Source organism: Microbispora sp. CL1-1 (assembly GCF_012034195.1).
In the GTDB taxonomy this organism is placed as follows: domain Bacteria; phylum Actinomycetota; class Actinomycetes; order Streptosporangiales; family Streptosporangiaceae; genus Microbispora.
Map to the genome: position 1 here is coordinate 64,581 of NZ_JAATEK010000035.1, position 24,611 is coordinate 89,191.

Annotated in this window: 25 protein-coding genes; 11 read left to right on the plus strand and 14 right to left on the minus strand. The window is 71.9% G+C overall.

Annotated elements, in window-relative coordinates:
• Nucleotides 1-107 precede the first annotated feature (107 nt).
• Both HCK04_RS30735 and HCK04_RS30740 read left to right on the plus strand, forming a co-directional pair.
• Nucleotides 108-488: an STAS domain-containing protein gene (locus HCK04_RS30735; RefSeq protein ID WP_168066401.1), complete on the plus strand. Its 381-nt coding sequence runs from the start codon at nucleotides 108-110 to the stop codon at nucleotides 486-488.
• 94 nt (nucleotides 489-582) lie between these two features.
• Complete coding sequence (locus HCK04_RS30740) at nucleotides 583-750, plus strand: hypothetical protein (protein ID WP_260617473.1); 168 nt, start codon at nucleotides 583-585, stop codon at nucleotides 748-750.
• A gap of 51 nt (nucleotides 751-801) precedes the next feature.
• On the opposite strand, the gene HCK04_RS30745 is transcribed toward HCK04_RS30740, so the two are convergent.
• Nucleotides 802-1,983 (minus strand): glutamate--cysteine ligase, encoded by a 1,182-nt coding sequence (locus HCK04_RS30745; protein ID WP_260617474.1) that lies wholly within the window; start codon nucleotides 1,981-1,983, stop codon nucleotides 802-804.
• A 182-nt stretch (nucleotides 1,984-2,165) separates the two neighbouring features.
• On the opposite strand from HCK04_RS30745, the gene HCK04_RS30750 reads away from it, so the two are divergent.
• Nucleotides 2,166-2,540 (plus strand): STAS domain-containing protein, encoded by a 375-nt coding sequence (locus tag HCK04_RS30750; RefSeq protein ID WP_142650861.1) that lies wholly within the window; start codon nucleotides 2,166-2,168, stop codon nucleotides 2,538-2,540.
• Between the two features lie 81 nt (nucleotides 2,541-2,621).
• Nucleotides 2,622-3,071: an ATP-binding protein gene (locus HCK04_RS30755; RefSeq protein WP_142650862.1), complete on the plus strand. Its 450-nt coding sequence runs from the start codon at nucleotides 2,622-2,624 to the stop codon at nucleotides 3,069-3,071.
• A 904-nt stretch (nucleotides 3,072-3,975) separates the two neighbouring features.
• On the opposite strand, the gene HCK04_RS30760 is transcribed toward HCK04_RS30755, so the two are convergent.
• Both HCK04_RS30760 and HCK04_RS30765 read right to left on the minus strand, forming a co-directional pair.
• Nucleotides 3,976-4,224, minus strand: coding sequence for a hypothetical protein (locus HCK04_RS30760; protein ID WP_142650863.1), 249 nt, complete (start codon nucleotides 4,222-4,224; stop codon nucleotides 3,976-3,978).
• Nucleotides 4,225-4,247: 23 nt separating this feature from the next.
• Nucleotides 4,248-5,294 carry an NAD-dependent epimerase/dehydratase family protein gene (locus HCK04_RS30765; RefSeq protein ID WP_142650864.1) on the minus strand — a complete coding sequence of 349 codons (1,047 nt, stop codon included), beginning with the start codon at nucleotides 5,292-5,294 and terminating at the stop codon, nucleotides 4,248-4,250.
• Between the two features lie 186 nt (nucleotides 5,295-5,480).
• On the opposite strand from HCK04_RS30765, the gene HCK04_RS30770 reads away from it, so the two are divergent.
• The 4 genes from HCK04_RS30770 to HCK04_RS30785 all read left to right on the plus strand — a co-directional run bounded on the left by HCK04_RS30770 (nucleotide 5,481) and on the right by HCK04_RS30785 (nucleotide 8,764).
• The gene (locus tag HCK04_RS30770) at nucleotides 5,481-6,884 is read left to right on the plus strand and encodes an NERD domain-containing protein kinase family protein (protein ID WP_142650865.1); all 1,404 of its coding nucleotides are present in this window, start codon (nucleotides 5,481-5,483) and stop codon (nucleotides 6,882-6,884) included.
• Nucleotides 6,885-6,956: 72 nt separating this feature from the next.
• Nucleotides 6,957-7,598 (plus strand): response regulator transcription factor, encoded by a 642-nt coding sequence (locus HCK04_RS30775; protein WP_142650866.1) that lies wholly within the window; start codon nucleotides 6,957-6,959, stop codon nucleotides 7,596-7,598.
• Nucleotides 7,599-7,718: 120 nt separating this feature from the next.
• Entirely contained in the window at nucleotides 7,719-8,126 is a 408-nt protein-coding gene (locus HCK04_RS30780) for a pyridoxamine 5'-phosphate oxidase family protein (RefSeq protein ID WP_142650867.1), read from the plus strand.
• 11 nt (nucleotides 8,127-8,137) lie between these two features.
• The gene (locus HCK04_RS30785) at nucleotides 8,138-8,764 is read left to right on the plus strand and encodes a uridine kinase (RefSeq protein WP_142650868.1); all 627 of its coding nucleotides are present in this window, start codon (nucleotides 8,138-8,140) and stop codon (nucleotides 8,762-8,764) included.
• A 9-nt stretch (nucleotides 8,765-8,773) separates the two neighbouring features.
• Here the strand turns inward: HCK04_RS30785 and HCK04_RS44380 are convergent, their stop codons facing one another.
• From HCK04_RS44380 to HCK04_RS42885, 3 genes are read right to left on the minus strand one after another with little or no spacing between them, the layout of a single operon-like run.
• Complete coding sequence (locus HCK04_RS44380) at nucleotides 8,774-10,201, minus strand: NAD(P)/FAD-dependent oxidoreductase (RefSeq protein WP_221889996.1); 1,428 nt, start codon at nucleotides 10,199-10,201, stop codon at nucleotides 8,774-8,776.
• 13 nt (nucleotides 10,202-10,214) lie between these two features.
• Entirely contained in the window at nucleotides 10,215-10,889 is a 675-nt protein-coding gene (locus HCK04_RS30795) for a response regulator transcription factor (RefSeq protein WP_142650870.1), read from the minus strand.
• Nucleotides 10,886-12,133 (minus strand): sensor histidine kinase, encoded by a 1,248-nt coding sequence (locus HCK04_RS42885; protein ID WP_142650871.1) that lies wholly within the window; start codon nucleotides 12,131-12,133, stop codon nucleotides 10,886-10,888. The genes HCK04_RS30795 and HCK04_RS42885 overlap by 4 nt, the downstream gene beginning before the upstream one ends.
• A gap of 131 nt (nucleotides 12,134-12,264) precedes the next feature.
• On the opposite strand from HCK04_RS42885, the gene HCK04_RS30805 reads away from it, so the two are divergent.
• Both HCK04_RS30805 and HCK04_RS30810 read left to right on the plus strand, forming a co-directional pair.
• Nucleotides 12,265-13,149, plus strand: coding sequence for an ATP-binding cassette domain-containing protein (locus HCK04_RS30805; protein WP_142650872.1), 885 nt, complete (start codon nucleotides 12,265-12,267; stop codon nucleotides 13,147-13,149).
• Nucleotides 13,146-13,928, plus strand: a complete 783-nt coding sequence (locus tag HCK04_RS30810) for an ABC transporter permease (protein ID WP_142650873.1) — start codon at nucleotides 13,146-13,148, stop codon at nucleotides 13,926-13,928. The genes HCK04_RS30805 and HCK04_RS30810 overlap by 4 nt, the downstream gene beginning before the upstream one ends.
• A gap of 3 nt (nucleotides 13,929-13,931) precedes the next feature.
• Here the strand turns inward: HCK04_RS30810 and HCK04_RS41495 are convergent, their stop codons facing one another.
• Nucleotides 13,932-14,882, minus strand: coding sequence for a hypothetical protein (locus HCK04_RS41495; RefSeq protein WP_185949068.1), 951 nt, complete (start codon nucleotides 14,880-14,882; stop codon nucleotides 13,932-13,934).
• 235 nt (nucleotides 14,883-15,117) lie between these two features.
• Between HCK04_RS41495 and HCK04_RS30820 the strand changes: the two genes are divergently transcribed.
• On the plus strand, nucleotides 15,118-15,834 hold the full coding sequence (locus HCK04_RS30820; RefSeq protein WP_142650874.1) for a maleylpyruvate isomerase family mycothiol-dependent enzyme: 717 nt from the start codon (nucleotides 15,118-15,120) through the stop codon (nucleotides 15,832-15,834).
• Nucleotides 15,835-16,380: 546 nt separating this feature from the next.
• Here HCK04_RS30820 and HCK04_RS30825 read toward each other — a convergent pair.
• From HCK04_RS30825 to HCK04_RS30855, 7 genes are all read right to left on the minus strand, one after another.
• A complete protein-coding gene (locus tag HCK04_RS30825; RefSeq protein ID WP_142650875.1) occupies nucleotides 16,381-17,166 on the minus strand; it encodes a CPBP family intramembrane glutamic endopeptidase in 786 nt (261 codons plus the stop codon).
• A 39-nt stretch (nucleotides 17,167-17,205) separates the two neighbouring features.
• The gene (locus HCK04_RS30830; protein ID WP_142650876.1) at nucleotides 17,206-18,261 is read right to left on the minus strand and encodes a polysaccharide deacetylase family protein; all 1,056 of its coding nucleotides are present in this window, start codon (nucleotides 18,259-18,261) and stop codon (nucleotides 17,206-17,208) included.
• 97 nt (nucleotides 18,262-18,358) lie between these two features.
• Complete coding sequence (gene manA, locus HCK04_RS30835) at nucleotides 18,359-19,465, minus strand: mannose-6-phosphate isomerase, class I (protein ID WP_142650877.1); 1,107 nt, start codon at nucleotides 19,463-19,465, stop codon at nucleotides 18,359-18,361.
• A 35-nt stretch (nucleotides 19,466-19,500) separates the two neighbouring features.
• Nucleotides 19,501-21,897 (minus strand): glycoside hydrolase family 2 TIM barrel-domain containing protein, encoded by a 2,397-nt coding sequence (locus HCK04_RS30840; RefSeq protein ID WP_142650878.1) that lies wholly within the window; start codon nucleotides 21,895-21,897, stop codon nucleotides 19,501-19,503.
• The gene (locus tag HCK04_RS30845; RefSeq protein WP_142650879.1) at nucleotides 21,894-22,826 is read right to left on the minus strand and encodes an ATP-binding cassette domain-containing protein; all 933 of its coding nucleotides are present in this window, start codon (nucleotides 22,824-22,826) and stop codon (nucleotides 21,894-21,896) included. The genes HCK04_RS30840 and HCK04_RS30845 overlap by 4 nt, the downstream gene beginning before the upstream one ends.
• Nucleotides 22,827-23,771 (minus strand): ABC transporter ATP-binding protein, encoded by a 945-nt coding sequence (locus HCK04_RS30850; protein WP_142650880.1) that lies wholly within the window; start codon nucleotides 23,769-23,771, stop codon nucleotides 22,827-22,829.
• A 1-nt stretch (nucleotide 23,772) separates the two neighbouring features.
• A partial coding sequence (locus HCK04_RS30855; protein ID WP_142650881.1) for an ABC transporter permease occupies nucleotides 23,773-24,611 on the minus strand: 839 nt, incomplete at its 5' end.

Here is a 24,611-nt window from a genome sequence, read left to right on the forward strand (position 1 = left end):
GACGGACCCGCATACCATCGACCGTCGCGCATTACCGGGACCTGACACTCTGCCGGGTAGCGTCGCTTAAGACAGTACGCCCGAAAAATATGGATGAAGGCGCGTATATGACAACGCAGCAGCTCGAGATTACTGTGAGCGATCACCAGCCGGCCGTCGTGGTCGCGCTGCGAGGTGAACTCGACATCGCCAGCGGCGACACGCTCCGGAGGGCGATCAGGAATCTTGTCCGCCAGGGTCGCGTCAGGATCGTGGTGGATGCGTCCGGCCTGCGGTTCTGCGACTCCTGCGGCCTCGAAGCGCTGCTGGACGCCCGGGACGACATCGAGAAGGCCGCCGGTTGCATGCGGCTCACCGGAGTTCACGGCATCTTGAAGATCGTCCTTGAGGCGACCCGGCTGCGCGACACGTTCGTCATCGACGGCACGCCCGTCGAGGCCGTCGCCGCGATGGTGCTGTCGGCCTCCCAAGACGTGTCCATGGTCTGAACGCCCGATTGACCACCGCCCCCGTCCTCTCACCGAGGGCGGGGGCTTTCGACCGCCTGCCGTACGTCGCGCGGGGTGAGGGAACGGCCGGATCGTGGCCGAGATGGTGACGCCCTACCCGCCGGGCGCGCCCGCCCTGTGCCCGGGCGAGCGCGTCACCCGGCCGGTGCTGAGCTACCTGACCAGCGGGCTCGCGGGCGGCATGGACATCCCCGACGCCGCCGATCCCAGTCTGAAGACGCTGCGCGTCGTCGCGGAGTGACGAAGCGGAGTGACGAAGCGGAGTGACGAAGCGGAGTGACTGATAAGAACGTCAGGCCCAGCAGGAGGCGACGGTCTGCGCCGTGAGCAGCTCGGCCACGTCGGCCAGCCGGCCGCGCCGGGCGTACGCCGCCCGCTGCCGCGCCGCCCCCGACCCGCTGCGGCGCACGCGCTCGATCTGGTCGGTCAGCGGCGTCCAGTCGCCGTTCTCCTCCAGCACCGGCCGCACGTGTTCGAGCAGGCGGTCGACCAGCCGCCAGGCCGGGGCTCCCGAGACGCCGCTTCCCGCGAGCAAATCGAGGGCTTCGCCGTCCACGCCGTCGTGGGCGGCCTTCCAGTAGGCCGCCCGCAGCAGGGTGTCCTCGACGTCGGGGGCGGGCACGCCGGCCCGCACCTGGCGCAGCGCCGTCTCGGCCAGCCCTCGCACCAGCCCGGCGAGCAGCACGGTCTCCCCGGCCGTCGGACACACGTCCGCCGCGCGGATCTCCAGCGTCGGCACGTGATCGGACGGGCGGACCAGCCAGTAGATCATTCCGCGGTCGAGGATCGTGCCCCCGGCGAGCATGCCGGCGACCAGGCTCTCGTAGTGATCGGCCGACCGGAAGAACGGCGGCGGCTCCGCGCTCGGCCACCTGCCCATCATCAGCGCGCGCCAGCTCGCATAACCGGTGTCCCGGCCGTCCGCGATCGGCGAGTTGGCCGCGAGCGCCTGCAGCACCGGGAGCCAGGGCCGCAGATGGTTGCTGACCCGCACCGCCTCCTCGCGGTCGGCGATCCCGACGTGGATGTGGCAGCCGCAGACGCCCTGACGATCCATGATCGCCCCGAACTCGCGGAGCATGGCCTCGTAGCGCGGGCACGACGACAGCGGCGGCACTCCGGCGTTGCCGTCCAGGGCGGTGCCGCTCGCGATGAGCGCGAGCCCCATGCTTTCGGCGGCGCGGGCGGCGGCGCGGCGCATCTCCAGCAGGTCTTCGTGCAGATCACGCAGGGTGGTGTGCACGGCGCTGTTACTCTCCAGTTGGAACTGTGTCAGTTCGAACACCAGCCGATCCGCCCCCGGCCCGGCCGCCCGCTCGCGGATCTCCCGCGCCGCCGGGACGACCCGTCCGGTTCGCGGGTCGGCGAGCAGGAACTCCTCCTCGACTCCGATCGTGAGCGTCGCCGAACTCACCGGTGCCTGCGCGACGAGGGAGGGTCCATGCATGGCGTCGAACTGGACCTCCCTTGTCACGTCTGGCATAAGCGGTCTTTTCAGGAGGGGCCCAGTCGGTCAGTCCCCCACTCCCCCGGCCCCTGGGCAAGAAACCCCATATGGCGTTTCTTGACCAGCGAGCCGTACGCCCCGGTAGGCAGGTGCCGCTGTCCTAAACTGACGAATCCCTGTTCCTCGCAGCGTCCGCCGAGGTGTGCTCCGTGACCGCCGCCGTCGTCCTGACCCCCGTGTCCGCCCCGGTCGCCGACCACGTGCTGGTCGTCGCGCTCGACGGCGCCCTGGACTACACGAACGCCGAGCCGTTGCGCAGGAACGTCGAGGCGCTCCTCGGCGAGCACCACCGCCAGCTCGTCCTCGACCTGAGCGGCGTGAGCTTCTGCGACTCCACGGGCATCCGGATCCTGCTGGCCGTACGGAAGCTGCTGCAGGAGCGCGACGGCGCGGTGACGCTGGCGGCCCCGAACGACCGGCTGGCGAAGATCTTCAGGGTCACCGGACTGATCAGTGCCTTCACCGTCGCCCCGAGCCTCGCGGAGGCTTTCGACGTGGTCGGCGCACGCTCGAATCCCAGGTGAAGGCAGCGAACGAGTAACGAGACGGTAGCCTCGAAGGCATCGGGCGGCGGACCCGGCCGGGAGACGCGGCGAGGAGGACAGGTGGCGGATCACCGCCGGCAGTGGCCGATAACGGATGATCTCGCGACGCTGCGTGAGAACGTCCAGCGCTACGCCGAGCAGGCGGGCCTCACCGGACCCCGGCTGGACGACCTGGTCATCGCCGCCAACGAGGCCGCCATCAACGTGCTCGAACACGGCGGGGGATCCGGCATGCTGACGATCTCCTGCGACGGCGGCACGCTGGCCGTCGACGTCGTCGACCGCGTCGGCGTCCTGCGGCCCGGCGCGGTGCCGAGCGAACGGCCCAGCGGCCGCGGCGACCGCGGCTTCGGCCTGTGGCTCATGGGCGAGCTGTGCGACTCGGTGACCATCGACCGGATCCCCGGGCAGTCCACGATCCGGCTGTCCATGCAGGTCGACGGTGACGCGGACGCGGGCGGCCCCGCCGACGGGGGCTCCGCCTTCGGGCGCGGCGCCCGCTCCGTCTGAGCGGGCACCGCGCACCATCATCCGGCCCTATCTTCCGGCCCCCATCGCTTGATCCCCTTCGCCTGGACCGCATCGTCTGCCTCTGTCGGCAAGCAGTGGCCTGTCGCGGACCCGGCAAGCACCGGGATCGACCCTGGCCGGTCCCCGGTTGGCCCTGGTTATCGTCCCGATCCCGTAAACCGGGCCGTAACGACTCCCCGGCCGCCTTAACCTGGGTCCGCGACCACCTCCTCATGGCTGCTGGACGGCTACCTGAGGAATGCCCATGACGCGGCGGCAACCGCGATCAGGGCGCAGAGGCGGATGGTCCGGGGTGTGCTGTCAACCACGTCCCGGACCGCTCTGGCCACCTCTCCGATCCACGAGCCGAACTCCGGGTCGTGAATCCGCCCTTCGTGACGGCGTCCCCCGCTCCCGCGGGGCCTGATAGCAGTCATCGGGGCCCCCTCCCCATATGCGCCGGCCGAGACCGATGTCCCGGACCTGTCGATCGGCCCGATCAGGAATCCGTTTCCATCCGGTCGATGCGCGCAAGGGGCGGAATCCCCGCCGCCGTAGCGCCGCCGACCCGGTAGGAGGGATTCCGGACCTTTCCCTGATGTTCACAGGTGACCCACCGTGCACGCAACGAATACGAGCGGCATTCGGGCTTCCGTACGAAGAGTGACGATCAGATCACAGCTTGCGATAGCTTTTGATCCTGATTTGTCCAGTGGCGCGAAGTTGGCTGTCCGATTTGTCCGCCGCGCTTTCCGGAATTTTGGGTCAGCGCGCGACACGCCGTCATTTGTCTCAGAGGACGGCATCAGCCGGGAAGACCGGGACCACGCTCGGATGGGGGATGCCCGAGACGATGTTACCGAAAGTGACGCCTCGGTCACGCATCGCCGGGCGGATGGCGGCCTCATCCGCCGAGGTCGCGTACGGCGTTCTCCAGGCACCGCGTGAGCGCCTCCACCCGTTCCTCCGTCACCGGCTCGTCGCCCTGGGCCTCGGGCAGGTCCGCGCGGCGCACGACCACGAGCTTGCGGTGCTTCTCGTCGATCTCGTCGAGCGGCATCACCCGGCACTCGCCGCGGACGAAGACCAGCGCGACGTCCGGGTCGGCCGACTCGAGCAGCCGCCGTACGCAGTCGGGATCGAGCAGCGTCATCGCGCCTCCCTCGCCAGGGTCTTTCACGGCCGGGTGCCCGCGCCCGTCGCGACCTCCCTGGCCCGTTCCCGGCCCGAGCCGGGCGCGAGCGGCGGGGTCTCCATGCCCGCACCACGCCGCATGCCCTCGATCGCCGCGCGCAGGGCGTCCACCGCGCTGTGCCGGGGCCGCCAGCCCAGCTCCTCACGGGCCCGGGTGGTGTCCATGATCGGAATCTGCAGGACCATCTCCACCATGCCGGGCGAGGCGGGGATCAGCCGCAGATGCCAGCCGGCCGACACCGCCGTGCGCACCACCGCGGCCGGCACGGACACACGCCGCGCGCCGAGCAGGTCCGCCAGCACGGCCGGGTCGATCACCGGGCCGGCGGCGAGGTTGAACGCGCCCCGCACGTCGCGGGTGAGCGCCAGCCGGAACGCCTCGCCGGCGTCCTCGGAGTGGAGCGCCTGGAACCGCAGGCGCGGCATGTCCGGCACGAACGGGATCCGCTCCCGCCGCAACAGCCGCTGCGGCAGAAACGGCCCGGCGAACAGCCGGCGCTGCTCGGTCGCGGCCTCCTCCTTGAAGATGAACCCCGGGCGCATCCGCACCAGGCGGATGTCCGGGTGGTCGCGCTCGAAGATGTCGAGCACGCGCTCGATATAGGCCTTCTCCCGCCCGTACGCGGCGTTGGGCCAGCCGTGGGTCGGCCACGACTCGTCGACGGGCGGGTCCTTCGGCCCGGGCGAGTACGCCCCCACAGACGACGAGTGGACGAGGACGGAGACCCCGGCCCGGACGGCGGCGTCGAAGACGCGCATGCTGCCGAGCACGTTGGAGTTCCAGGTGGTGACCGGGTCGTGCGTGGGCTGGAACAGCCAGGCCAGGTGCACGACCGCGTCGGCGCCCGCGAAGATCGGATCGAGGTCGTCCCTGAAGACGTCGGCCGTACGCCACTCGGTCTTGGCCGGCCGCCAGTCCGGCTTCCGCCTGGCCACGCCGACGACGGAGGTCACGGCGGGCTCGGACTCCAGGGCGGTGAGCAGGCTCGTGCCGACGTTCCCGCTCGCCCCAATCACGACAACTCGCATGAAATACACCGTTTCCCGGCGCAGCCACCACAAACCGCGAGAGCCGTCATCCCCGACCGGAGCGGGCCTGGAGATGGGGCTCCAGATTTCCCCTGGGACAATGCGGGGGAATCAGTGGTGGCGCGGGAATACCGCTACCTAGGAGGATTAAGTTCTCAATCTGGTCAGAGAGGCGGAGCGGCAGAGATGGCTCAGATCGTCGGTGGCGGACGCCCCGTCAATGACGCCGAGCGAAGGGTCATCGCGCACCTGCGGGACAACGCCCCTGACGACTGGCTGCTGCTGCACAACATCGAGATCCCGCGCGGAGCCGACCTGTTCGAGGTGGACGTGGTCGTGCTCACCGGCCACTCCCTGGTAGTGATCGACGTGAAGGGGGCCCGGGGCAGGTTCGAGGTGTCGGGCACCCGGTGGTTCCCCCAGCACCGGGAGGCGTTCGGCTCACCGGTGGCCAAGCTGCGCGGCACCGCGCGGGCGCTGAAGGGCCTGCTGATCGAGGAGCACCGCGAGCTGGAGCGGTTGTACGTCGACAACGTGGTGGTGCTGACCGCCCCCGGAGCCGTCCTCGTCGACCCCACCGGCCGGGACGCCCGGCACGTCACCACGATCGCCGGGCTCATCCCCATGCTCAGCGACGTGTCCCGGGTGCGGCACGGGTGCAGCCGCGACGCCGAGCCGTACCGCACCGCGATCCTGGAGGCGCTGAACGGCACCGTGCGCCGCTCGACCGCGCCCCCGCGCTTCGGCAACTGGGAGGTCGAGGAGCAGCTCGGCGGCGACAGCCGGGTCACCGAATATCGCGCCGTCAACGCGACCGCCCCCACCAGTGGGACCGTGCTGCTGCGGGTCTACCGCGCCGACCCCCTCGCCGAGCAGCGGCGGCGGGTGGCCGAGCAGCGCCGGATCGCCAACGCCTACCAGTCGCTCGCCAAGATTCCGCCGCATCCCTGCGTCGTACGCTCACGGGATTTCTTCGCGATCGACGACGAGAGCCGGTTCGTGCTCGTGCTCGACGACGTCCACGGGCAGGCCCTGCACCTGCACCTCACCGGGCGCAGGCTGGGCATCGACGCCAAGCTCACCGTGATGGAGGACATGCTGGACGGCCTCGCCCACGTCCACGCCAACAACGTCATCCACCGGGCGCTGACCCCCGCCTGCGTGCTCGTCACCGACGGCGGCAACGCGATGCTGACCGGCTTCGACTACGCCAAGCCCGGCCCGCGCAAGCACACCGTGGCCAACGAGCTGCCCAACATCCTCGACGTCCACTACGTCGCCCCCGAGTGCCGGGCCCGCCCCGAGCGGATGACCCCCGCCGCCGACGTCTACTCGGCCGGGGTGATCGCCTTCCAGCTCCTCACCGGCGAGCTGCCCATGCCCGGCATGGACGCCGAGCCGGACGCCGGAGGCGTCGCCCCCGAGGTCATGGACCTCGTACGGCGAATGCGCGACCCCACACCGGCCAAACGGCCCGACGCGGCGACGGCCCTCGCGGAGCTGCGGGTGGCCCGCGACGCCCAGCCCCGGCGGCGTGCGCCGTTCGGCGGCAGGATCAGGAGCGCCCTGCGCCGCCTGTCCCGGCACTGAAAGCTCCAGGGGGCCGACACGCGGGACCTTCGGCACTTCTCCGGCGGCCCCGGGAAGGCTAGCGTCCAGGTCATGATTCGGGTGTTCCTGGTGGACGACCACGAGGTCGTACGGCGTGGGGTGGCGGCGTTGCTGGACGCCGAGGACGACATCGAGGTCGTCGGCGAGGCGGGCACGGCCGAGTCGGCCGTGGCCCGCATCCCCGCGCTGAAGCCGGATGTGGCGGTGCTCGACGTGCGCCTGCCCGACGGCAGCGGGGTGGACGTCTGCCGTGAGGTGCGCTCGAAGGTGCCCGGCCTGGCCTGCCTGATGCTGACCTCCTTCGCCGACGACGAGGCGTTGTTCAACGCGGTCATGGCCGGGGCGGCCGGTTATGTGCTCAAGCAGATCCACGGCTCCGACCTGGTGGGCGCGGTGCGCACGGTGGCCGCCGGGCAGTCGCTGCTCGACCCGCAGACCACGGCCGCGATGCTGCACCGGCTGCGCGACCAGGCCGCGAAGAAGGACCCGCTGGCCGCGCTGTCGGACCAGGAGCGGCAGATCCTGGAGCTGATCGGCGAGGGCCTGACCAACCGCCAGATCGGCGAGCGGATGTTCCTGGCCGAGAAGACGGTCAAGAACTACGTGTCCAACCTGCTGAGCAAGCTCGACATGCAGCGCCGCACCCAGGCCGCCGCGCTCGCCGCCCGCCTCAAGGCCGGCCGGGACGGCTGAGCCCAGCCACTGGACGCCGGGCCAACGGACACCGGGCCAACGGACGCCGGGCCGATCGACGTGGACGACGGGACCTTCGTCCCTAACCCGGCGGCGGCCGACCGCGCCAGGCTTGCAGACATGAAGCTCGACTCGGCCGGCCTGGAGATCCTCGGCGGAGGGGAATGCCTGGACCTGCTGGCCTCCGTCCCCATCGGGAGGATCGTCTTCACCGATCGTGCCCTCCCCGCCGTCCAGCCGGTCAACTTCTGCCTGCTCGACGGGAACATCGTCATCCGCACCGCCCCCGGGTCCAAGCTCGCCGCCGCGGCGCGCAACACCGTCGTGGCCTTCGAGGCCGACGACTTCGACGCGACGTTCCGTACGGGCTGGTCGGTGACCGCGGTCGGGCACGCCCGCGCGGTCTGCGACCCGGAGGAGATCGCCCGCCTGTCGGCGCTGCCGCTCACGCCGTGGGTGCCCGGGACCCGCGACCACTTCATCGTGGTCGCCCCCGAGCAGATCTCCGGCCGCCGGCTGAACGGGTAGATGATGGGCACGTGCGTGCCCGTCCCGTCTCCCCGTCCCTGCTCGTGGAGGAACTCGCCGACCTGATCGCCGACCGGCCGCGCGACGCCTGGGTGCGCGTCGCCGTGGACGGCGCTCCCGCCGCCGGGCCGGGACGGCTGGCCGACGACCTGGTGGAGCCGTTGCGCCTGCGCGGCCGGGAGGTCCTGCGGGTGCCCGCGGCCGGGTTCCTGCGCCCGGCCTCGCTGCGGCTGGAGTTCGGCCGGACCGACCCCGACGTGTTCCACGACGAGTGGCTCGACGTGGGCGGCCTCGTCCGCGAGGTGCTCGGGCCGCTGGAGCCGGGCCGTACGGGCCGGGTGCTGCCCTCGCTGTGGGACAGCGAGCGCGACCGGGCCACCCGGGCGGACTACGTGACGCTGAAGCCGGGCGGGGTCGTGCTGGTCGACGGCGCGCTGCTGCTCGGGCGCGGCCTGCCGTTCGACATGACCGTCCACCTGTCCATGTCGGCCGCCGCGCTGGCCCGCCGCACACCGCCGGAGGAGCGGTGGACGCTGCCCGCCTACGAGCGCTACGAGCACGAGTCCGGGCCGCTGCGGGCCGCCGACGTGGCCGTCCGCGTCGAGGACCCGCGTCACCCCGCGATCATCAGTCTCTGAAGCCCGCTTCTAGAGCCCGTACGCCTCCAGGAGGCGCAGCCACACCTCGCTGACCGTCGGATACGCCGGGACGGCGTGCCACAGGTCGTCGAGGGGCACCTCGGCCGTGACCGCGATCGTCGCGGCGTGCAGCAGCTCGGCCGCGCCCGGAGCCACGAAGGTCACGCCGAGCAGCACCCGGCGGCGCTCGTCGACCACCGCCTTGGCCCTGCCCCGGTAGCCGTCGCCGAGCAGGTAGCCACCGGCCACCTGCTCCATGTCGTATTCCACGACCCGCACGTCGAAGCCCTCGTCGCGGGCCTGCGCCTCCGTGCGGCCCACCGCGCACACCTGCGGATCGGTGAAGACCACCTGCGGCGCCCCGGCGCGGTCCGCGCGGTCGCGCATGCCGGGCCGGTCGTCCGCCTCGCCCCGGGCCCGGGCGACGATCACGTCGGCGGCCGCCCGCGCCTGGTATTTGCCCATGTGCGTGAGGAGCGCGCGGCCGTTGACGTCCCCGACCGCGTAGAGCCAGCCGTCCGCCACGCCGGTGGCCCGCATGCTGTCGTCCACCTCGACCGGACGGGACTGCGGCAGCCCGACCGAGGCCAGGCCGAGATCGTCGGTGGCGGACCGGCGACCGGCGGCGACCAGGATCTCGTCGGCCGTGATCGTCCCCCCGCTCGCGAGCCGCACCGTGACCTCGCCGCCCGGCTCCGGCCGCTCGACCTTCTCCGCGCTCTCGTGCCTGCGGATGTCGACCCCCTGGTCCGCAAGCGACCGGGCGACCAGCTCCCCGGCGAAGGGCTCCATCCTCGTCAACAGGTGGCCGCCCCGGACGAGCATCGTGACCTCGCGGGTGCCGAGCCCGCGCATGGCCTGGGCCATCTCGCAGGCGACCACGCCGCCGCCGATCACCACGAGCCGCTCCGGGATGGCGCGTACGCCGGTCGCCTCGCGGTTCGTCCACGGCCGGGCGGCGGCCAGACCCGCCACGGGCGGGATCACCGAACGGCTCCCGGTGGCCAGCATGACGGCGTGGTTCGCGGCGAGCGTGCGGGTGCCGCCGTCGGCCGTCGTGACCTCCACGCGCCGGGGACCGGCGAGCCGTCCCGTGCCGCGTACGAGCGTCACGCCCGCCGATTCGAGCCACCCCGCCTGGCCCGTGTCGTCGTAGTGCGAGACCACGGCGTCACGCCGGGCCAGCACGGCGGCGGCGTCGATCGGGCCGCCCTCGTCCTGACCTGCCAGCCGCAGCCCGGTGACCCGGCTCACCTCGCCCGCGAGGTCCACCGGCCGCAGGAGCGCCTTGCTCGGCATGCAGGCCCAGTAGGAGCACTCCCCTCCCGCCAGCTCGCTCTCCACGATGGCGGTGCTCAGGCCGGCCGCCGCGATTCGTCCCGCCGCGACCTCGCCCGCCGGACCGGCGCCTATCACGATCACATCGAAGCTCTCCACGTGCTCCACCCTGTCACGGGCGCGTCCGCGACGTGGAGACGAGCCCCCCTTCGTAGGCCGCGATGACGAGCTGGGCCCGGTCGCGCGCGCCGAGCTTCGCGAGCAGGTGACCGATGTGGGTCTTCACCGTGGCCGTGCTCACATGCAGGCTGGCGGCGATCTCCAGGTTCGACAGCCCGCGCGCGACGAGCGTGAGCACCTCGCGTTCCCGGGCGGTGAGGCCGTCGAGCGAGGGGCCAGGCCGAGGCCGATCGGCGGTAGTCCGGGCGAATTCGGCGATCAGCCGCCGCGTCACGCTCGGCGCGAGCAGCCCCTCGCCCGCGGCGATGACGCGGATCGCCGCCAGCAGGTCGGCGGGCGGCGTGTTCTTCAGCAGGAACCCGCTCGCCCCGGCCCGCAGCCCCGCGTAGACGTACTCGTCGAGGTCGAACGTGGTGAGGATCAGCACCCTGGCCCCGGAGGGCTCGGCGCAGATGCGCCGGGTCGCCTCGATCCCGTCCATGCCGGGCATCCGCACGTCCATCAGCACGACGTCGGGACGCTCGGCGCGGGCCAGCTCGACGGCCCGCGCCCCGGTGCCCGCCTCGCCGACCGCGACCAGCCCCGGCGTGCTGTCGACCAGCAGGCGCAGGCTGCCGCGCAGCAGCTCCTGGTCGTCGGCGAGCAGCACCCGGATCGGCTCGGTCACGTCCCCTCCCCCTCCCGCGGCAGCCGGGCGCGCACGCGGAACCCGCCGCCCGGCATCGGACCGGCCGTGAAGTCCCCGCCGTACGCCGCGACGCGCTCGCGCATGCCGATCAGACCGTGTCCGACCCCCTCGTGCCCGGGGGCGCCTGGGGGCAGGACCCGGCGGCCCGGGCCGTCGTCGGTCACCTCGATCCGCACCTGGTCTCCCTCGTCGTGCACCAGCACCCGGCAGGCCGCCGGGGCCGCGTGCCTGACCACGTTGGTGACGGCCTCCTGGACGATCCGGTGCACCGCCAGCTCCAGGGCCGGGGACAGCAGGTCCGTCACCCGCACATCCAGGTCGACGCGTACGCCCGCGGCCGCGGCACGCTCGGCGATGTCCGGCAGCGCCGCGAGGCCCGGCGCCGGGGTCAGCGCATCGGGTGCGGTGCTCGGGGTCGTGCCGAGGGTCGTGCCGGCTGTGGCGCTGGGTGTGGTGCTGGGTGTGGCGCTGGGTGTGGCGCTGGGTGTCGTGCGCAGCACGCCGAGCATGTGCCGCATCTCGGTCAGCGCCTGCCTGCTCGTGGCCTCGATGACGCGCAGCGCCTCCAGCGCCTCCTCCGGCCGCCGGTCCGCGACGTGCACGGCGACCCCGGCCTTGACCCCGATCAGGCTGAGCGTGTGGGAGACCACGTCGTGCATCTCTCTGGCGATGCGCAGCCGTTCCTCGGTGACCGCGCGCTCGGCCGCCTCGTCGGCCCGGCGCGCGGCGTACGCCCGGCGTTCCCGCACCGCCCGGCCGATCGTCCACGCGCCGCCCAGCGCGAGCGAGCCGAGCACGATGGTCTCCACGATCCGCCTGATCTCCGGCTCGGCCGACACGCCGCCGACCGCCGCCAGCAGCAGCGCCCCGACGGTCAGCGCGCCGATCGCCGCCGTCGGCTCCCACCGGCGCCGCCGGGTGCCGAGCGCGACCGGATAGAGCGCGTACGCCGCGGCGGCCAGAGGTTCGCGCACGACACCGAGCGTCATGGCCGCCACCGACGCGACCATGACGAGGCAGAAGACCGGCAGCGGCCACCGCCGCCTGACCGCGAGCGGCAGCGTCATCGCGGCGACCAGGGCCAGGGCCGCCGGGTGCCGTACGTCCGGCGACTGGACGACCAGCACGAACGCGTACCCCAGCGCGGCCAGCACGTCGAGCGCGATCAGCTCGCGGGGGCGCAGCGGCCGGGGGAACAGCGGCCGCACGTCCGGATCGTCCACGCGCCCACGCTAGCCACACACGCGCATGCGCGCCTCCTGCCCCGGTCTGTCATCCCACGGTCTGAGGCGCGTCCCGCGGATCGCACCGCGCTCCGACGCGGAGAGCGGCCCGCCCGCGAGACCGTCGGGACATGATCGAAGTCAGAGAGCTGACCAAGCGTTTCGGACGCACGGTCGCCGTGGACGGGCTGACGTTCCACGTGAAACCAGGCCGCGTGACCGGGTTCCTCGGGCCCAACGGCGCGGGCAAGTCCACGACCATGCGGATCGTCCTCGGCCTGGACCGCCCGTCGAGCGGCGAGGCGCTGGTGAACGGCCGCCGCTACGACCGCATGCGCCACCCGATGCGGGAGGTGGGCGCGCTCCTGGACGCCGGCGCCGTCCAGGGCGGCCGTACGCCCCTCGCCCACCTGAGCTGGATGGCCCGCGCCAACCGCATCGGCCGCGACCGGGTCGTGTCCGTGATCGAGCAGGTGGGCCTGGCCGGGGTGGCCCGCAAGCGCGTCGCCGGCTTCTCGCTCGGCATGCGCCAGCGCCTCGGGATCGCCGCCGCGCTCCTCGGCGACCCGGCGGTGCTGCTGCTCGACGAGCCGGTCAACGGCCTCGACCCGGACGGCGTGCGCTGGATCCGCGAACTGCTCCGCGGCCTCGCCGCCGAAGGCCGCACGGTGCTGCTGTCGAGTCACCTGATGAGCGAGATGGAGCTCACCGCCGACCATCTCGTCATCATCGGCCGCGGGCGGCTCATCGCGGACACCCCGATGCGGGAGCTGACCGGCGTACGGGACGTCCTCGTCCGCAGCAGCCGGGCCGACGACCTCGCCGCCGCGCTGACGGGCGCGGGCGGGACGGTCGCCGCCGAGGACGGCGGGGGCCTGTCGGTGCGCGGCCTCGATCCGAAGGAGATCGGCGACCTCGCCGCCCGGCACGCGATCCCCCTCCACGAGGTGACCCCGCGCGGCGCCTCGCTGGAGGAGACCTACATGCGGCTCACGGGTGGAGGTGCGGACCGATGATCGACGCCATCGCCGCAGAATGGCTCAAGCTCCGCACCCTGCGGTCCACCTCCGTCGTCCTCGGTGTGATCGGCGTCGTCGTCGCCCTCATGGCCCTGCTGGCGTGGTACGCCGTCCGCCTGTGGGAGGGCCTGCCGCCCGGTCAGCGCGACCGCCTGGAGGTGTCGTCGCTGCCCGAGCTCGCGAACTGGCTCGCCTCGCTGTGCCTGGCCGTGCTGGGCGTCCTCGCCTGCTCCGGCGAGTACGCCACCGGAATGATCCGCACCACGTTCACCGTGCTGCCGTCGCGCGGGCGGGTGCTCGCCGCCAAGGCGGGCGTCGTCGCGGTCGTCGCGTTCTGCACGGGGCTCGCGGCCGTGCTCGCGACGTGGGCCGCCGGGCGGCTCATCATCGGCGACCGGCACATCCGGGGGCAGTCGGCCGAGGCGCTGAGCCAGCGGATGCCGCTCTTCCTCGCGCTGAGCCTGTCCATCGCGATGTTCGCGCTGCTCGGCCTGTGCCTGGCCGTGATCACCCGGTCGGCCGTCGCCGCCGTCGCCGCGCTCGTGGCGGTCTGGTACGTGCTTCCGATCATCGTCAACAACGTCCCGGCGCCCTGGAACGAGCGCATCGGCTCGATCCTCCCCGGCGCCCTGGCGGGCCAGCTGGCCGGCACCGGCAACCCCCAATCACTCGGCGGCGCGCTCCTGTCGCCGCTCGCCGCGCTCGCGGTGATGGTCGCCTGGGTCGCGGTGCCGTACGCGCTGGCCGCCGTCCTGCTGGCCCGCAGGGACGCCTGACGCTCAGCTCGCGGCCAGCGGCGCGCAGACCCCCGTGGTCGTAGTCGGCGCGGTGGTCGTGGTGGCCGGCTTCGCGGTCGTGCCCGCCTTCGCGTCCGGCGCGAGGGACACCGTGGCCGTGAGCGACAGGCTCAGGGGCAGGTTGAGGAGACCGGGCGCGCAGGCGGGCGCGCACGTCGTGGGCGTGACAGCGGGCTTCACTGCCGGCTGCACTGCGGGCTTCACGGCGGGCTTCACGACCGGCTTGGCGGCGGGCTGCGCTGCGGGCTTCACAGCGGGCTTCGCGGCCGGCTTGGCGGCCGGCTTGGCGGCCGGCTTGGCGACGGTCTGCACGACCGGGGGCGCGGCCTGCGGGACGACGGTCGGAGGCGTCGTCGTTGTCGTCGTTGTCGTCGTCGTCATGGGCGTCGGTGTGGGTGTGGACGTGGGCCTGATGATCGGCCGGGGCGCCGGGTCGTGCTTGGTCTCCTCCTTCCCGTCCACGGCGATGTCCACGTCGGCCCCGTGCGTTTCCGGGGAGACCGCCGTCTTGGAATCCCCCTCCCCGCCGTCGACGTTGATCTCGACCGCCCTGGGCGCGTTCTCCAGCGCGTCGAACTGGCTCTGGCCGGTGTACTGCACGTCGGAGAGGCTGTCGTTCTGCCAGTTGTACGGCAGGGCGGTCGCGCCCGTCGTGTCCTTCTGGAACGGGACGAGGACCAGCGTGAGGTCACGCATCAGGAACTGGTGCTGGCGCTGCTGCTCCCGCAGCCGCTGATTCTGCCGGTGCTTGTTCTTCTGGTGGTTGCCCTTGCCCCGGGAGTGCGGATGGCCCAACCGGACGAGGCTGTGCTGCGCGGACATCGAGGCGGCCTCCGCCGGAGCGGCGACGAGAGGAGCACTCGCGATCACGGCGCCACCGGCGAGAACGGCGCCGATCGTGAGGACCCCGGCGACGCTCGTGCTTTTTGCCATTTCGTTTTCCCCCTAGAACAATCGGAGCACGACCAGTGTGCTTACCGATCTCGGGGTTTCCGCGCAGATCACCGGACAAACGAGCCAAGACCTGGTCTTTCCCTTCCCCTGCGCATTGTTGAGGCCCCCGCAGGTTTAAATGTCCGCCTTATGCGAGAAATGTCCTGACACCGCCTGATGCGCGCGCCGTACCGGCGCGAAGTGAGGGCGAGGCGGGTCAGGGTACGGCTCAGGCATGACCTCTGCACGGGACGAACTGGCGGGGCTCGACCCCTTCGACATCTTCGACACCGAAGCGGCGCGGCTCGACCGCTTCTTCTCGTCCCTCGACGAGGACGGCTGGAACCGCCCCTCCCGGTGCGACGGCTGGACCGTGCGCGACGTGCTCGCCCACCTGGCCGGTGAGGAGCTGTACAACCACGCGTGCCTGGACGACGACATCGACGGCTTCTACGAGCTGCTCGACCACGAGGGCGTCGGCGGCGGATTCGACGGCTTCAACGAGTGGTGCGTGCGCAAGCGGCGCGGCCTGCCGGTGGAGCAGGTGCTCGACGAGTGGCGGGCCAAGAACGGGGAGACGCGGCGGCGGATGCGCGCCCTCGGCCGCGACGGCACGCTGCACACGTCGGCCGGTCCCTACCCCGCCGGTCTCCAGACCTTCCACTACGCCTCGGAGTACGCCACGCACGCCGACGACGTCGGGGCTCCGGTTTCGCCCCAGGAGGCCGCGGAACGCCTTGACTGGCGGGTCCGGGTGGGCATGTTCGCGCTGGAGGAACAGGGGGCGCCGATCAAGGTCGAACGCGCCTGTGGCCGCGTGGAGGTGCAGCTCGACGACGACCTGACCGCCGATCTACCCCCCGGCGAGTTCGTCGACGCGACGGTCGGCCGGCTGCCCGCCGGACATCCCCTGGACGCCCGCATCCGGAGCGCGCTGCGCTGCCTCGCCTGAGCCCCCGAACGTGAAGACGCCGGGCGCCCCTGCGGGCACCCGGCGTTGCTCGACACTCATAACGGATCGGACCGTGCCCTCGGCACCGGGGGTAATAAGCCGCCCGTGGCCCGCCTCGGCGGGACCACCTCCCGCGCCCCGGTGTGCCCGGGAGCGGGCCGTACGGGCGGGGCCGCGCGCGCGGGCGCGGCGGTCGTGACGACGGGCGCGGCGTGACGCGGGCCCGCGGCTCCACCCCTCACCGGGCACCGGTACGGCAGGCCGGCCGGACGTTCACGGCCCGGCGGCCGGGTGGGACCGCCAGGCCGGCGGACGACGGCGGCGCGGCGGCGCATCGGATGGCGCGCCGGATGATCGCGCGCCGAATATGGAATGCGTATCGATAAACGCCTCATGCGAATTCCCCGAATGAAAATGCGGCCAGGACAGGCCGGTTTTGCCCGGGGGGATCCAGACGTGCGGCGGCCCGTCAACGATGCAACGGGAACGGGCCCAAATCAATCAGGCGCGCCGGAGAGAACGCATTCCGCCCGATTAGCCGGGAGATCAGGGCAGCCAGGAAACACGGCCGCGCAGCACGCCGTAACCGACGAAGGCGACCACGTCGATCAGCGTGTGCGCGATGATCAGCGGCATGGTCCGCCCCCAGCGCTGGTAGAGCCGGCCGAAGACCACGCCCATCGCGATGTTGCCGAGGAAGCCGCCGAAGCCCTGGTAGAGGTGATAGGAGCCGCGCAGGACGGCCGACACCCCCACCGCGCGCCACGGCGACCAGCCGCGCTGCCGCAACCGGTGCAGCAGATAACCGGCGACCAGCACCTCCTCCAGCACGCCGTTCTGGGCGGCCTCGGCGACCAGCACCGGGATCCGCCACCAGTAGTCCGGCAGGCTGTCGGGCACGACGTTCAGGTTGAACCCCGACCGGAAGGCGAACAGGTAGAACAGCAGCCCGCTGCCGCCGATCACCGCCGCGAGCGCGGCGCCGCGCAGCGTGTCGCGGCCCGGCTCGCGCCAGTCGGCCCCGATCGTGCGCACGGACTCGCCCGACCGGGCCAGCAGGTAGGCGACGAGCCCCACCGGCGCCACGTTCACCGCGATCGACGCGAGGTGCAGCGACAGGTCCAGCCACGGGCGGCCCGGGGCCAGCGAGCCGACGAGCACCGCGTGCTGGTCGCCCAGGTCCTTCGGCGCGGTCAGTGCGCCGATGAGGCGGATGAGCGACAGCAGGCCGCTGGCGCCCAGCGATACCGCGAAGACCACGACGATCTCCGGGCCGATCAGCCGTGGCGTGAGCCCCCGCAGGGCGGTCTCGTCGGCGATGGCGTCGTCCATGCTGGCAGGGTAGCCGCCCCCGCATGGTCATCCGTCCGGTCAGTAGGGCAGCGCGCGCGACGTGAACGTCGGCTTGACGAAGGCCGCCTTGAACTTCGGGAAGGCGACCGTGTTGGGGTTGCCGTCCGAGGTGTAGCGCTCGGTGGGGTTCGCCTTGAGCCAGTCGAGCCACGCCATCGAGCAGAACTTCTTGCAGTCGCCGACCTTCTCCTTCGACCTGATCCTCGGGATGCCGAGGGGGTCGAAGTCCTTGGTGAACGGCGACGGCGACGGCGTGTAACCCGCGAGGAAAACGCCCTTGTAGTCGTAGCGGGTGCCGCCCGCCGCCCCCTGCAGCGCCCACTTCTTCTCGTGCGGCTGGTTGCCGTAAGGCAGGGCGAGCGTGACCACCGGAGCCTTGACCAGCGAGGTGATCAGCGCCTGGCCGGACGCGACCTGCTTCTCCACGTCGGCCTTCGGCTTGCCGAGCAGGTTGAGGTGGTCGCGGGTGTGGTTGCCGATGTCGAAGTTGTGGTCCTTGAGCCACTGCAGGACCTGCATCTGCTCTTCCTGACGGGCCTTGCCGAACAGGTCCTTGATCACGTACATGGTCGCCACCGGCCGGAAGCCCGGGTGCTTCTTCGCGACGTCCATCAGGATGCCGATCGCGCAGTCCGGCGTCGGATTGCCCATGCCGTCGAGCGTGAGCTGCGAGGGCGAGGAGTCGTCGAAGGTCAGCACCACCGGGTGCTTGCCCGCCGGGATGTCGATCTTCCCGGTGACGTACTCGGCCGCCGTGACCGGCACGTAGTCCTCCGCCGCGAGCCGCTCCAGCTCGTCGCGGAAGTCCTTCGGGCTGCGGTCGTCGCCCGGTGGCGGGTTCTTGACGATCCGGTGATACATGATCACCGGGACCTGTCCCAGCTCGTTGGCCTTAACCTGAGCGGCGGCGGCCGCCTCTGACTTGCGCTGCGCCGCCCCGGCCGCCGCGTCCTTCTGCTGGTGGCCGGCCGGGCTCGCCTGTGTGACCTGCTTGCCCCCGCCGCCGGCGCAGGCGGAGAGCGCGACCACCCCCAACGACGCCGCGGCGATACCGGCAACCCTGAAGCGCCCCATGGATCCCCCTCATCGGGCCGCGCTTGACGATGAGGGGCTCCTACCCGCGGTGCGCGTTCACATCACGCCGCGTAGGACAAACATCACGCTAAGTGAGTCACAGGTGAGGTTCGGCGCAGAAGGCGACGCCGTCCCCGCCGATCTCGACGGGGCCCTCCGACGCGGCGGTGAACACCGACTCGCCCGGCCGCAGCTTGACCTCCGCGTCGGCCGTGCCCACGCTCACGACGCCTTCCGTGCACACCACGATCCTCGGCAGGCCCCCCGGGAGCGCCGCGGTCGCGCCGGGCGCGATCCTGCGGAGCAGGAACTCCGGCACCGGCGCCACGTACGCGCCCTCGACCGGCTCCACCCGCAGGGGCTGCGCCGCGGCGTCGGTGATCCGCAGCAGTTCCTCCACATCGATGCGCTTGCCGGTCAGGCCCGCCCGCAGCACATTGTCGGAGCAGGCCATGATCTCCACGCCGAAGCCGTCGAGGTAGCAGTGCAGCACCCCGGCCCCGAGGAACAGCGCCTCGCCGGGGGCCAGCGTGTGACGATGCATCAGCAGCGGCGCCAGCACGGCCGGATCCTCCGGGTAGCGCCGGGCCAGCCGCACCACCAGCGCGTAGTCGGGCGTGTGGACGGCGGAGGCCGCCCACACCACCGACTCGACCAGCTCCCGCCTGGAGCCGGGCCACTCCAGCAGCACCCGCAGCGCGCCGAGCACGTCGCCGTCGCGCAGCGCCGCGACCACCGGCCGCAGCGCGTCCACGTGCAGCCGCTCGACCAGCATCGCCGACTGCTCGGGCGGCCGGAACCCGGCCAGCCCGGTGAACGGCGTGAGCGCACAGACCAGCTCCGGCTTGTGCCAGGGGTCGGTGTAGTTCGCGTCCCCCCGGGCGTGGCCGTCGGCGGCCTGCCCTTCGTCCGGGTGGACCTGCAGCGACAGCGGCGCGTCCACCGCGATCAGCTTCATCAGGTAGGGCAGCCGCGCACCGAACCGGCCGGCGACCGCCGCACCGAGGGTCCCCGCCGGGTCGGCCGCGACCGCGTCGGCGAGGGTGGTCTCGGACCCGTCCCTGGTCAGCCGGGAGGGCGCGGCCGGGTGCGCGCCCAGCCACATCTCGGCCTCCGGCCCGGAGGCGGGCCGCCCGGTCAGCTCGGCGATGGCCGTACGGGAGCCCCAGGGGTAGTCCTTGATGACATTGGTGAGCAGGTCCACATGCGTCCTTCGGGCGTCAAGGAGGGGTTCCGAGACTAACGGGGTTCGTTGACGCAGCGGAGCACCGGGTGACGGACGAGCGCGCCGGGGTCCACCTCTCCGCCGGTGACGTGGAAGACCGCGGTCTCCCCGGGCAGCAGCGTGACGAGCTGGTCGTCCACGGTCGCGCGGGGGTCGAGCCGGTCGGGGAAGAGCGCCAGCTCGCGCACGATCGTCCGCGCGGTCACCCGCACCCGCAGCCCGCCCTCGATCTCCTCGACTTCCGTGTCCATCTCCGCCGCCGGGTAGTCCATGGCCGGGTCCTCACCCGGGAACCGCAGGGCGCGTACGTCGCCGAGGGTGGCCACCAGCACCTCGCCCGCCGGGTCGCCGTGCCGCGCGATCCCCTCGGGCAGCTCCACGGACGCCGTGCCGCGCGCCGGGCCCGACACGTCGAACCGCTCCTTGGCCAGGATCTCCCCCGCCAGCGTGAGCCGGTCGACGGCGAGCTCGCCCGACCACGGCTCGTCGGTGTCGTTGACGACCGCCAGCGCGTCGCCCTGGAAGGTCAGCAACCGGTCGGCGTACACACGGCGCAGCGCGTACCACAGCGGCTTGCGTCGTCCACCGCCGTCGACCGCGGCCCAGGAGGTGACCGGCCAGCAGTCGTTGAGCTGCCACACGATCGTGCCCATGCAGTGGGGCGCGAGCGCCCGGAACCGCTCGATGCCGAACGTCATCGCCCTGGCCTGGTTGAGCTGGGTGTAGTAGTGCCAGTCGTCGAACCCGTCCGGCCGGGGCAGGTGCTCGCCGAGGCCGCGCAGCAGCTTGAGGTTGCCGTCGATGGCCTTCTGGTGGTGGGTCACGCCCGGGGAGTCCGGCGTCAGCGGGTCGTCGGACACCGCCGCGCGCAGCGTCGCGTACGTCGGCGGGCCCTGGAAGCCGAACTCGGCCACGAACCTCGGCGTGTAGGCCGCATAGTGCGTGTAGTCCTGGTTGTTCCAGACCGTCCAGATGTGCACCGTGCCCTTGGACGGGTCGTTCGGCGGCAGGTCGGGGGCACCGGAGTAGGGGCTGCCCGGCCAGTAGGGCCGGCTCGGGTCGAGCTCGGCGACGACCCGGGGCAGCAGGTCGTAGTAGAAGCCGCCGCCCCAGCTGCGGCCCTCCAGCTTCTCCTGCCAGCCCCAGTCGGCGTGGCCCTCGATGTTCTCGTTGTTGCCGCACCACAGCACGAGGCTGGGGTGACGGGTCAGGCGGGCCACGTGCTCGCGGGCCTCGGCCTCGACCTCCGCCGCGAAGCGGCCCTCCTCGGGGTAGGCGGCGCAGGCGAACGGGAAGTCCTGCCAGACGAGCAGGCCCATCTCGTCGGCGAGGTCGTAGAAGTCCTCGCTCTCGTACATGCCGCCGCCCCACACCCGCAGGCAGTTGGCGCCCGCGGCGGCCGCCTGGGCGAACCGCTCGGCCAGGCGCTCCCGGGTGATCCGGCTGGGGAAGCAGTCGTCGGGGATCCAGTTGAAGCCCTTGACGAAGACCGGCCTGCCGTTGATCACGAAGGTGAACGCGTCGTCGGTGCGGTCCAGCTCGACCGACCGGAATCCGATCCGGCCCGTCCACTCCTGGTCCTCCAGGCGGATGGTCAGGTCGTACAGCGGCTGCTCGCCGTATCCGCGCGGCCACCACAGGTCGGGGTCCGGCACGGTCAGCGTGACGACCGCGCGGCGCCGCCCGGCGCCGATCGTGACGGTCTCGGTCACGCCTCCTACCGACGCGCTGAGCGTGAGCGGCCGCTCGGCGGCGCGCTCGACCGCCACGTGCACCTCGACGGTGCCGTCCGCGGCGGCGAAGGGGCGCACCTCGGCGATCCGGGCGGTGCTCCAGGTCTCGATGCCGATGGGCCGCCAGATCCCGGCGGTGACCACCGTCGGCCCCCAGTCCCAGCCGAAGTTGCAGGCCATCTTCCTGATGAACTGGTACGGCTCGTCGTACGCGCCGGGGCGGTCGCCGAGGGCCGCCTTCTGCGCCGCCGCGTATCCGTACGGCGGGTCGAACAGGATCTTCAGCGTGTTCTCGCCCGCCTTCAGCAGGTGCCGTACGGGGAAGCGGTACGACCGGTGCATGTTGGCCGTCGTGCCGATCTCGACGCCGTTGAGCACGAGCGTGGCGGCCGTGTCGAGCCCCTCGCACACCAGGTCGGCCCGGTCGTCGTCGGTGCCGTCCTCCGCCGATCCCCAGGTGAAGGTGGTCTCGTACGCCCAGGCCGTGCGCCCGATCCAGGTCAGCCGGTTCTCGTTGTCGTCCAGGTACGGATCCTCGATCAGCTCGGCCGCGAGGAGATCGGTGTGGACGCAACCGGGAACGGACGCGGGCAGGCCCGCGACCACCGGCCGGAGCTTCCCGGTCGACGACACGGCGGTGACGGTCCACCTGTCGTGCAGGGGACGGTACGAGCTCACGCTTTCTCCTTAATCTTCTTCTCCTCGATCCCCGGCCCCGTGCAGCCGGAGCAGGCCACGAAGTGGTCGCCTTCCAGCTCGGCCAGCCCGGGACGGGTCCGGCGCTCCTGCGGCGCCTCGTGGTAGGCACACGGCAGGTCCTCGGGCACGACGTCCGTCCACTTGGCGTGCAGCCGGGGGACCGCGGCCAGCAGCGAGCGCGTGTAAGGGTGCGCCGGGCTGCCGAAGACCAGGTCCGTCCGGCCCATCTCCACGATCTTTCCGTGCCGCAGCACCACGGTCCTGTCGCTGACGTAATTGCCGAGCGACAGGTCGTGCGTGACGAACAGGATGCCGAGGCCGCGCGCCCGCAGGTCGGCCAGCAGGTTGAGCACGTCGATGCGGGTCGACGCGTCGAGCATGCTGATGATCTCGTCGGCGACCAGCAGGCGGATGTCGAGCAGCACGGCCCTGGCGATCAGCATGCGCTGGAGCTGGCCGCCGCTGAGCTGGTGGGGATACTTGCCGAGCACGTTGCCGGGGTCGAGCCGCACGCTCTCCAGCGCGCCCTCCACGCGCTCGCGCCACTCGTCCGCGCCGACCCGGGGGAAGTACTGCTCCTTGATCATCGAGAACACGCGGTCGGCCCGGAAGACGGGGTTGTAGCAGCTGAAGGGGTCCTGGAAGACGCCCTGCACCTGCCGGTAGTACTCCTTGCGGTCCTTGATCGAGGTGATGTCCGTGCCGTCCAGGGTGATCGTGCCGGCGCTGACGGAGGCCAGGCGCAGGATCATCCGCCCGAGCGTGCTCTTGCCGCTGCCGCTCTCCCCGATGAGCGAGACCACCTCTCCCTCGCCGACCTCGAAGCCGACGTCGGAGACGGCCTTCAGCTCGCGCCCGCCGAACGCGCCGACGCGATAGGTCTTGCACACACCGTCCAGCTTGAGCATCTATTCGGCCTTCCAGCAGGCGACGAAGTGGCCGGGGGCCACCTCGGCGAACGGCGGCTGCTCGGCGCACTGGCCGAACGCGAGCGGGCAGCGGTCCCGGAACCGGCATCCCCCGGGCGGCTTGAGCAGGGACGGCGGGTTGCCGGGGATCCCCGCCAGCCGGCGGTCCTCGTGGCGCACCCCCACCTCGGGCAGCGCGGAGATGAGCTGCTGGGTGTACGGATGCTTCGGCGCGGTGACGAGCACGTCGGCCGGGGCCTTCTCGGCCAGCCGCCCGGCGTACATCACCATGATCGTGTCGGCGATCTGGTAGACGAGCGAGATGTCGTGGGTGACCACCATCATGCTCGTGACCAGGCCGCGGTCGCGGAACCCGAGCAGCGTCGTGGCCACGGCCTTCTGGCTCGACACGTCGAGCGCGGAGGTGACCTCGTCGGCGATCAGCAGCGAGGGGTTCAGCAGCGTCGAGATGACCATGACGACCCGCTGCTTCATGCCGCCGGACAGCTCGATCGGATAGCGGTCGAGCACGTCCTTCGACAGCCCCACCAGTTCGAGCCGCCGCTTCAGCTCGGCCTTCTCCAGCCGCTCGCCGCGCGCCTCCAGCAGCTCGCCGACCATCCTGCCGATCTTCCTGATCGGGTTGAGCGCGCTCATCGAATACTGCGGGATGAGCGACACCTCCCGGAAGCGGAACTCGTCCATCGCGTCGTCGTCCGGCAGCGGCATCACCCTGCCGTCCAGCTCCACCGTGCCGCCGACGTGCCGCATGCGGCCGTCCAGCCGGATCAGGCTCTTGGCGAGCGTGGACTTGCCCGAGCCGGACTCCCCGGCCAGGCCCATGATCTCGCCGTCGGCGACGGAGAAGGTGACACCGTCGAGCGCCTTCACCTCGCCGCGCAGCGTCCGGTAGTAGACCCGGAGGTCGGTGACTTTCAGCGCCACGTCACATCTCCCTCAGCTTCGGGTTGAACACCTCGTCCAGCCCGACGTTCATGACGTAGAGCGCACCGACGATCGCCGTGATGCCGGCCCCCGGAGGGATGAACCACCACCACAGGCCGAGCTGGAGCGCGCTCCACCGTGCGGCGTTGTTGAGCATCAGGCCGAGCGAGACCCCCTCGGTGGGCCCGAGGCCGATGAAGTCGAGCGACGCGGCGATCAGGATCGCGCTGCCGAACAGCAGGATGAACGTCAGGAACAGGTACGAGCTCATGTTCGGTGCGATCTCCCGGAGGATGATCTTCGGGGTGCGCACACCGCTCAGCCGGGCGAGGTCGACGAAGTCGCGCGAGCGCAGCGAGAACGTCTGCGCCCTGATCGCCCGCGCCGCCCACGGCCACGAGGTCAGCCCGATGAACAACGCCTGCACGCCGATGCTGCGCACGCCCAGGTAGGCGTTGATGATCAGCAGCACCACCAGTGCGGGCAGCACGAGCACGATGTTGGTGAGCATGTTGAGCAGCTCGTCGACCCACCCGCCGCGGTAGCCCGCGACGAACCCCACGACCATGCCGACGATCGCCGCCAGCACACCGCCGAGCACGCCCACGAGGAACGTCGAGCGCAGGCCGTACACGAACTGGGCGAAGACGTCCTGGCCGAACGTCGTGGTGCCGAACCAGAACTCCCCGGACGGCGGCGTCATCGGCGGCCCGACGTACTCGTTCGGCCCGTGATCGAACAGCAGCGGCCCCGCCAGGCCGGCCACGAGGAACACGAGGATGATGATCGTGCCGACGACCAGCTTGCGGTTGCGCAGCGCGAAGTGCAGCGCCTCGTTTC

Excerpts from the sequence above, each read along its gene's own strand:
- HCK04_RS30775 (WP_142650866.1), top strand. The coding sequence starts at position 6,957 with ATGATTCGGGTGTTCCTGGTGGACGACCACGAGGTCGTACGGCGTGGG.
- HCK04_RS30780 (WP_142650867.1), top strand. The coding sequence starts at position 7,719 with ATGAAGCTCGACTCGGCCGGCCTGGAGATCCTCGGCGGAGGGGAATGC.
- HCK04_RS30845 (WP_142650879.1), bottom strand. The coding sequence starts at position 22,826 with ATGCTCAAGCTGGACGGTGTGTGCAAGACCTATCGCGTCGGCGCGTTC.
- HCK04_RS30805 (WP_142650872.1), top strand. The coding sequence starts at position 12,265 with ATGATCGAAGTCAGAGAGCTGACCAAGCGTTTCGGACGCACGGTCGCC.
- HCK04_RS30770 (WP_142650865.1), top strand. The coding sequence starts at position 5,481 with ATGGCTCAGATCGTCGGTGGCGGACGCCCCGTCAATGACGCCGAGCGA.
- HCK04_RS30765 (WP_142650864.1), bottom strand. The coding sequence starts at position 5,294 with ATGCGAGTTGTCGTGATTGGGGCGAGCGGGAACGTCGGCACGAGCCTG.
- HCK04_RS30830 (WP_142650876.1), bottom strand. The coding sequence starts at position 18,261 with ATGGGGCGCTTCAGGGTTGCCGGTATCGCCGCGGCGTCGTTGGGGGTG.
- HCK04_RS41495 (WP_185949068.1), bottom strand. The coding sequence starts at position 14,882 with ATGGCAAAAAGCACGAGCGTCGCCGGGGTCCTCACGATCGGCGCCGTT.
- HCK04_RS30760 (WP_142650863.1), bottom strand. The coding sequence starts at position 4,224 with ATGACGCTGCTCGATCCCGACTGCGTACGGCGGCTGCTCGAGTCGGCC.
- HCK04_RS30810 (WP_142650873.1), top strand. The coding sequence starts at position 13,146 with ATGATCGACGCCATCGCCGCAGAATGGCTCAAGCTCCGCACCCTGCGG.
- HCK04_RS30820 (WP_142650874.1), top strand. The coding sequence starts at position 15,118 with ATGACCTCTGCACGGGACGAACTGGCGGGGCTCGACCCCTTCGACATC.
- HCK04_RS30735 (WP_168066401.1), top strand. The coding sequence starts at position 108 with ATGACAACGCAGCAGCTCGAGATTACTGTGAGCGATCACCAGCCGGCC.
- HCK04_RS30825 (WP_142650875.1), bottom strand. The coding sequence starts at position 17,166 with ATGGACGACGCCATCGCCGACGAGACCGCCCTGCGGGGGCTCACGCCA.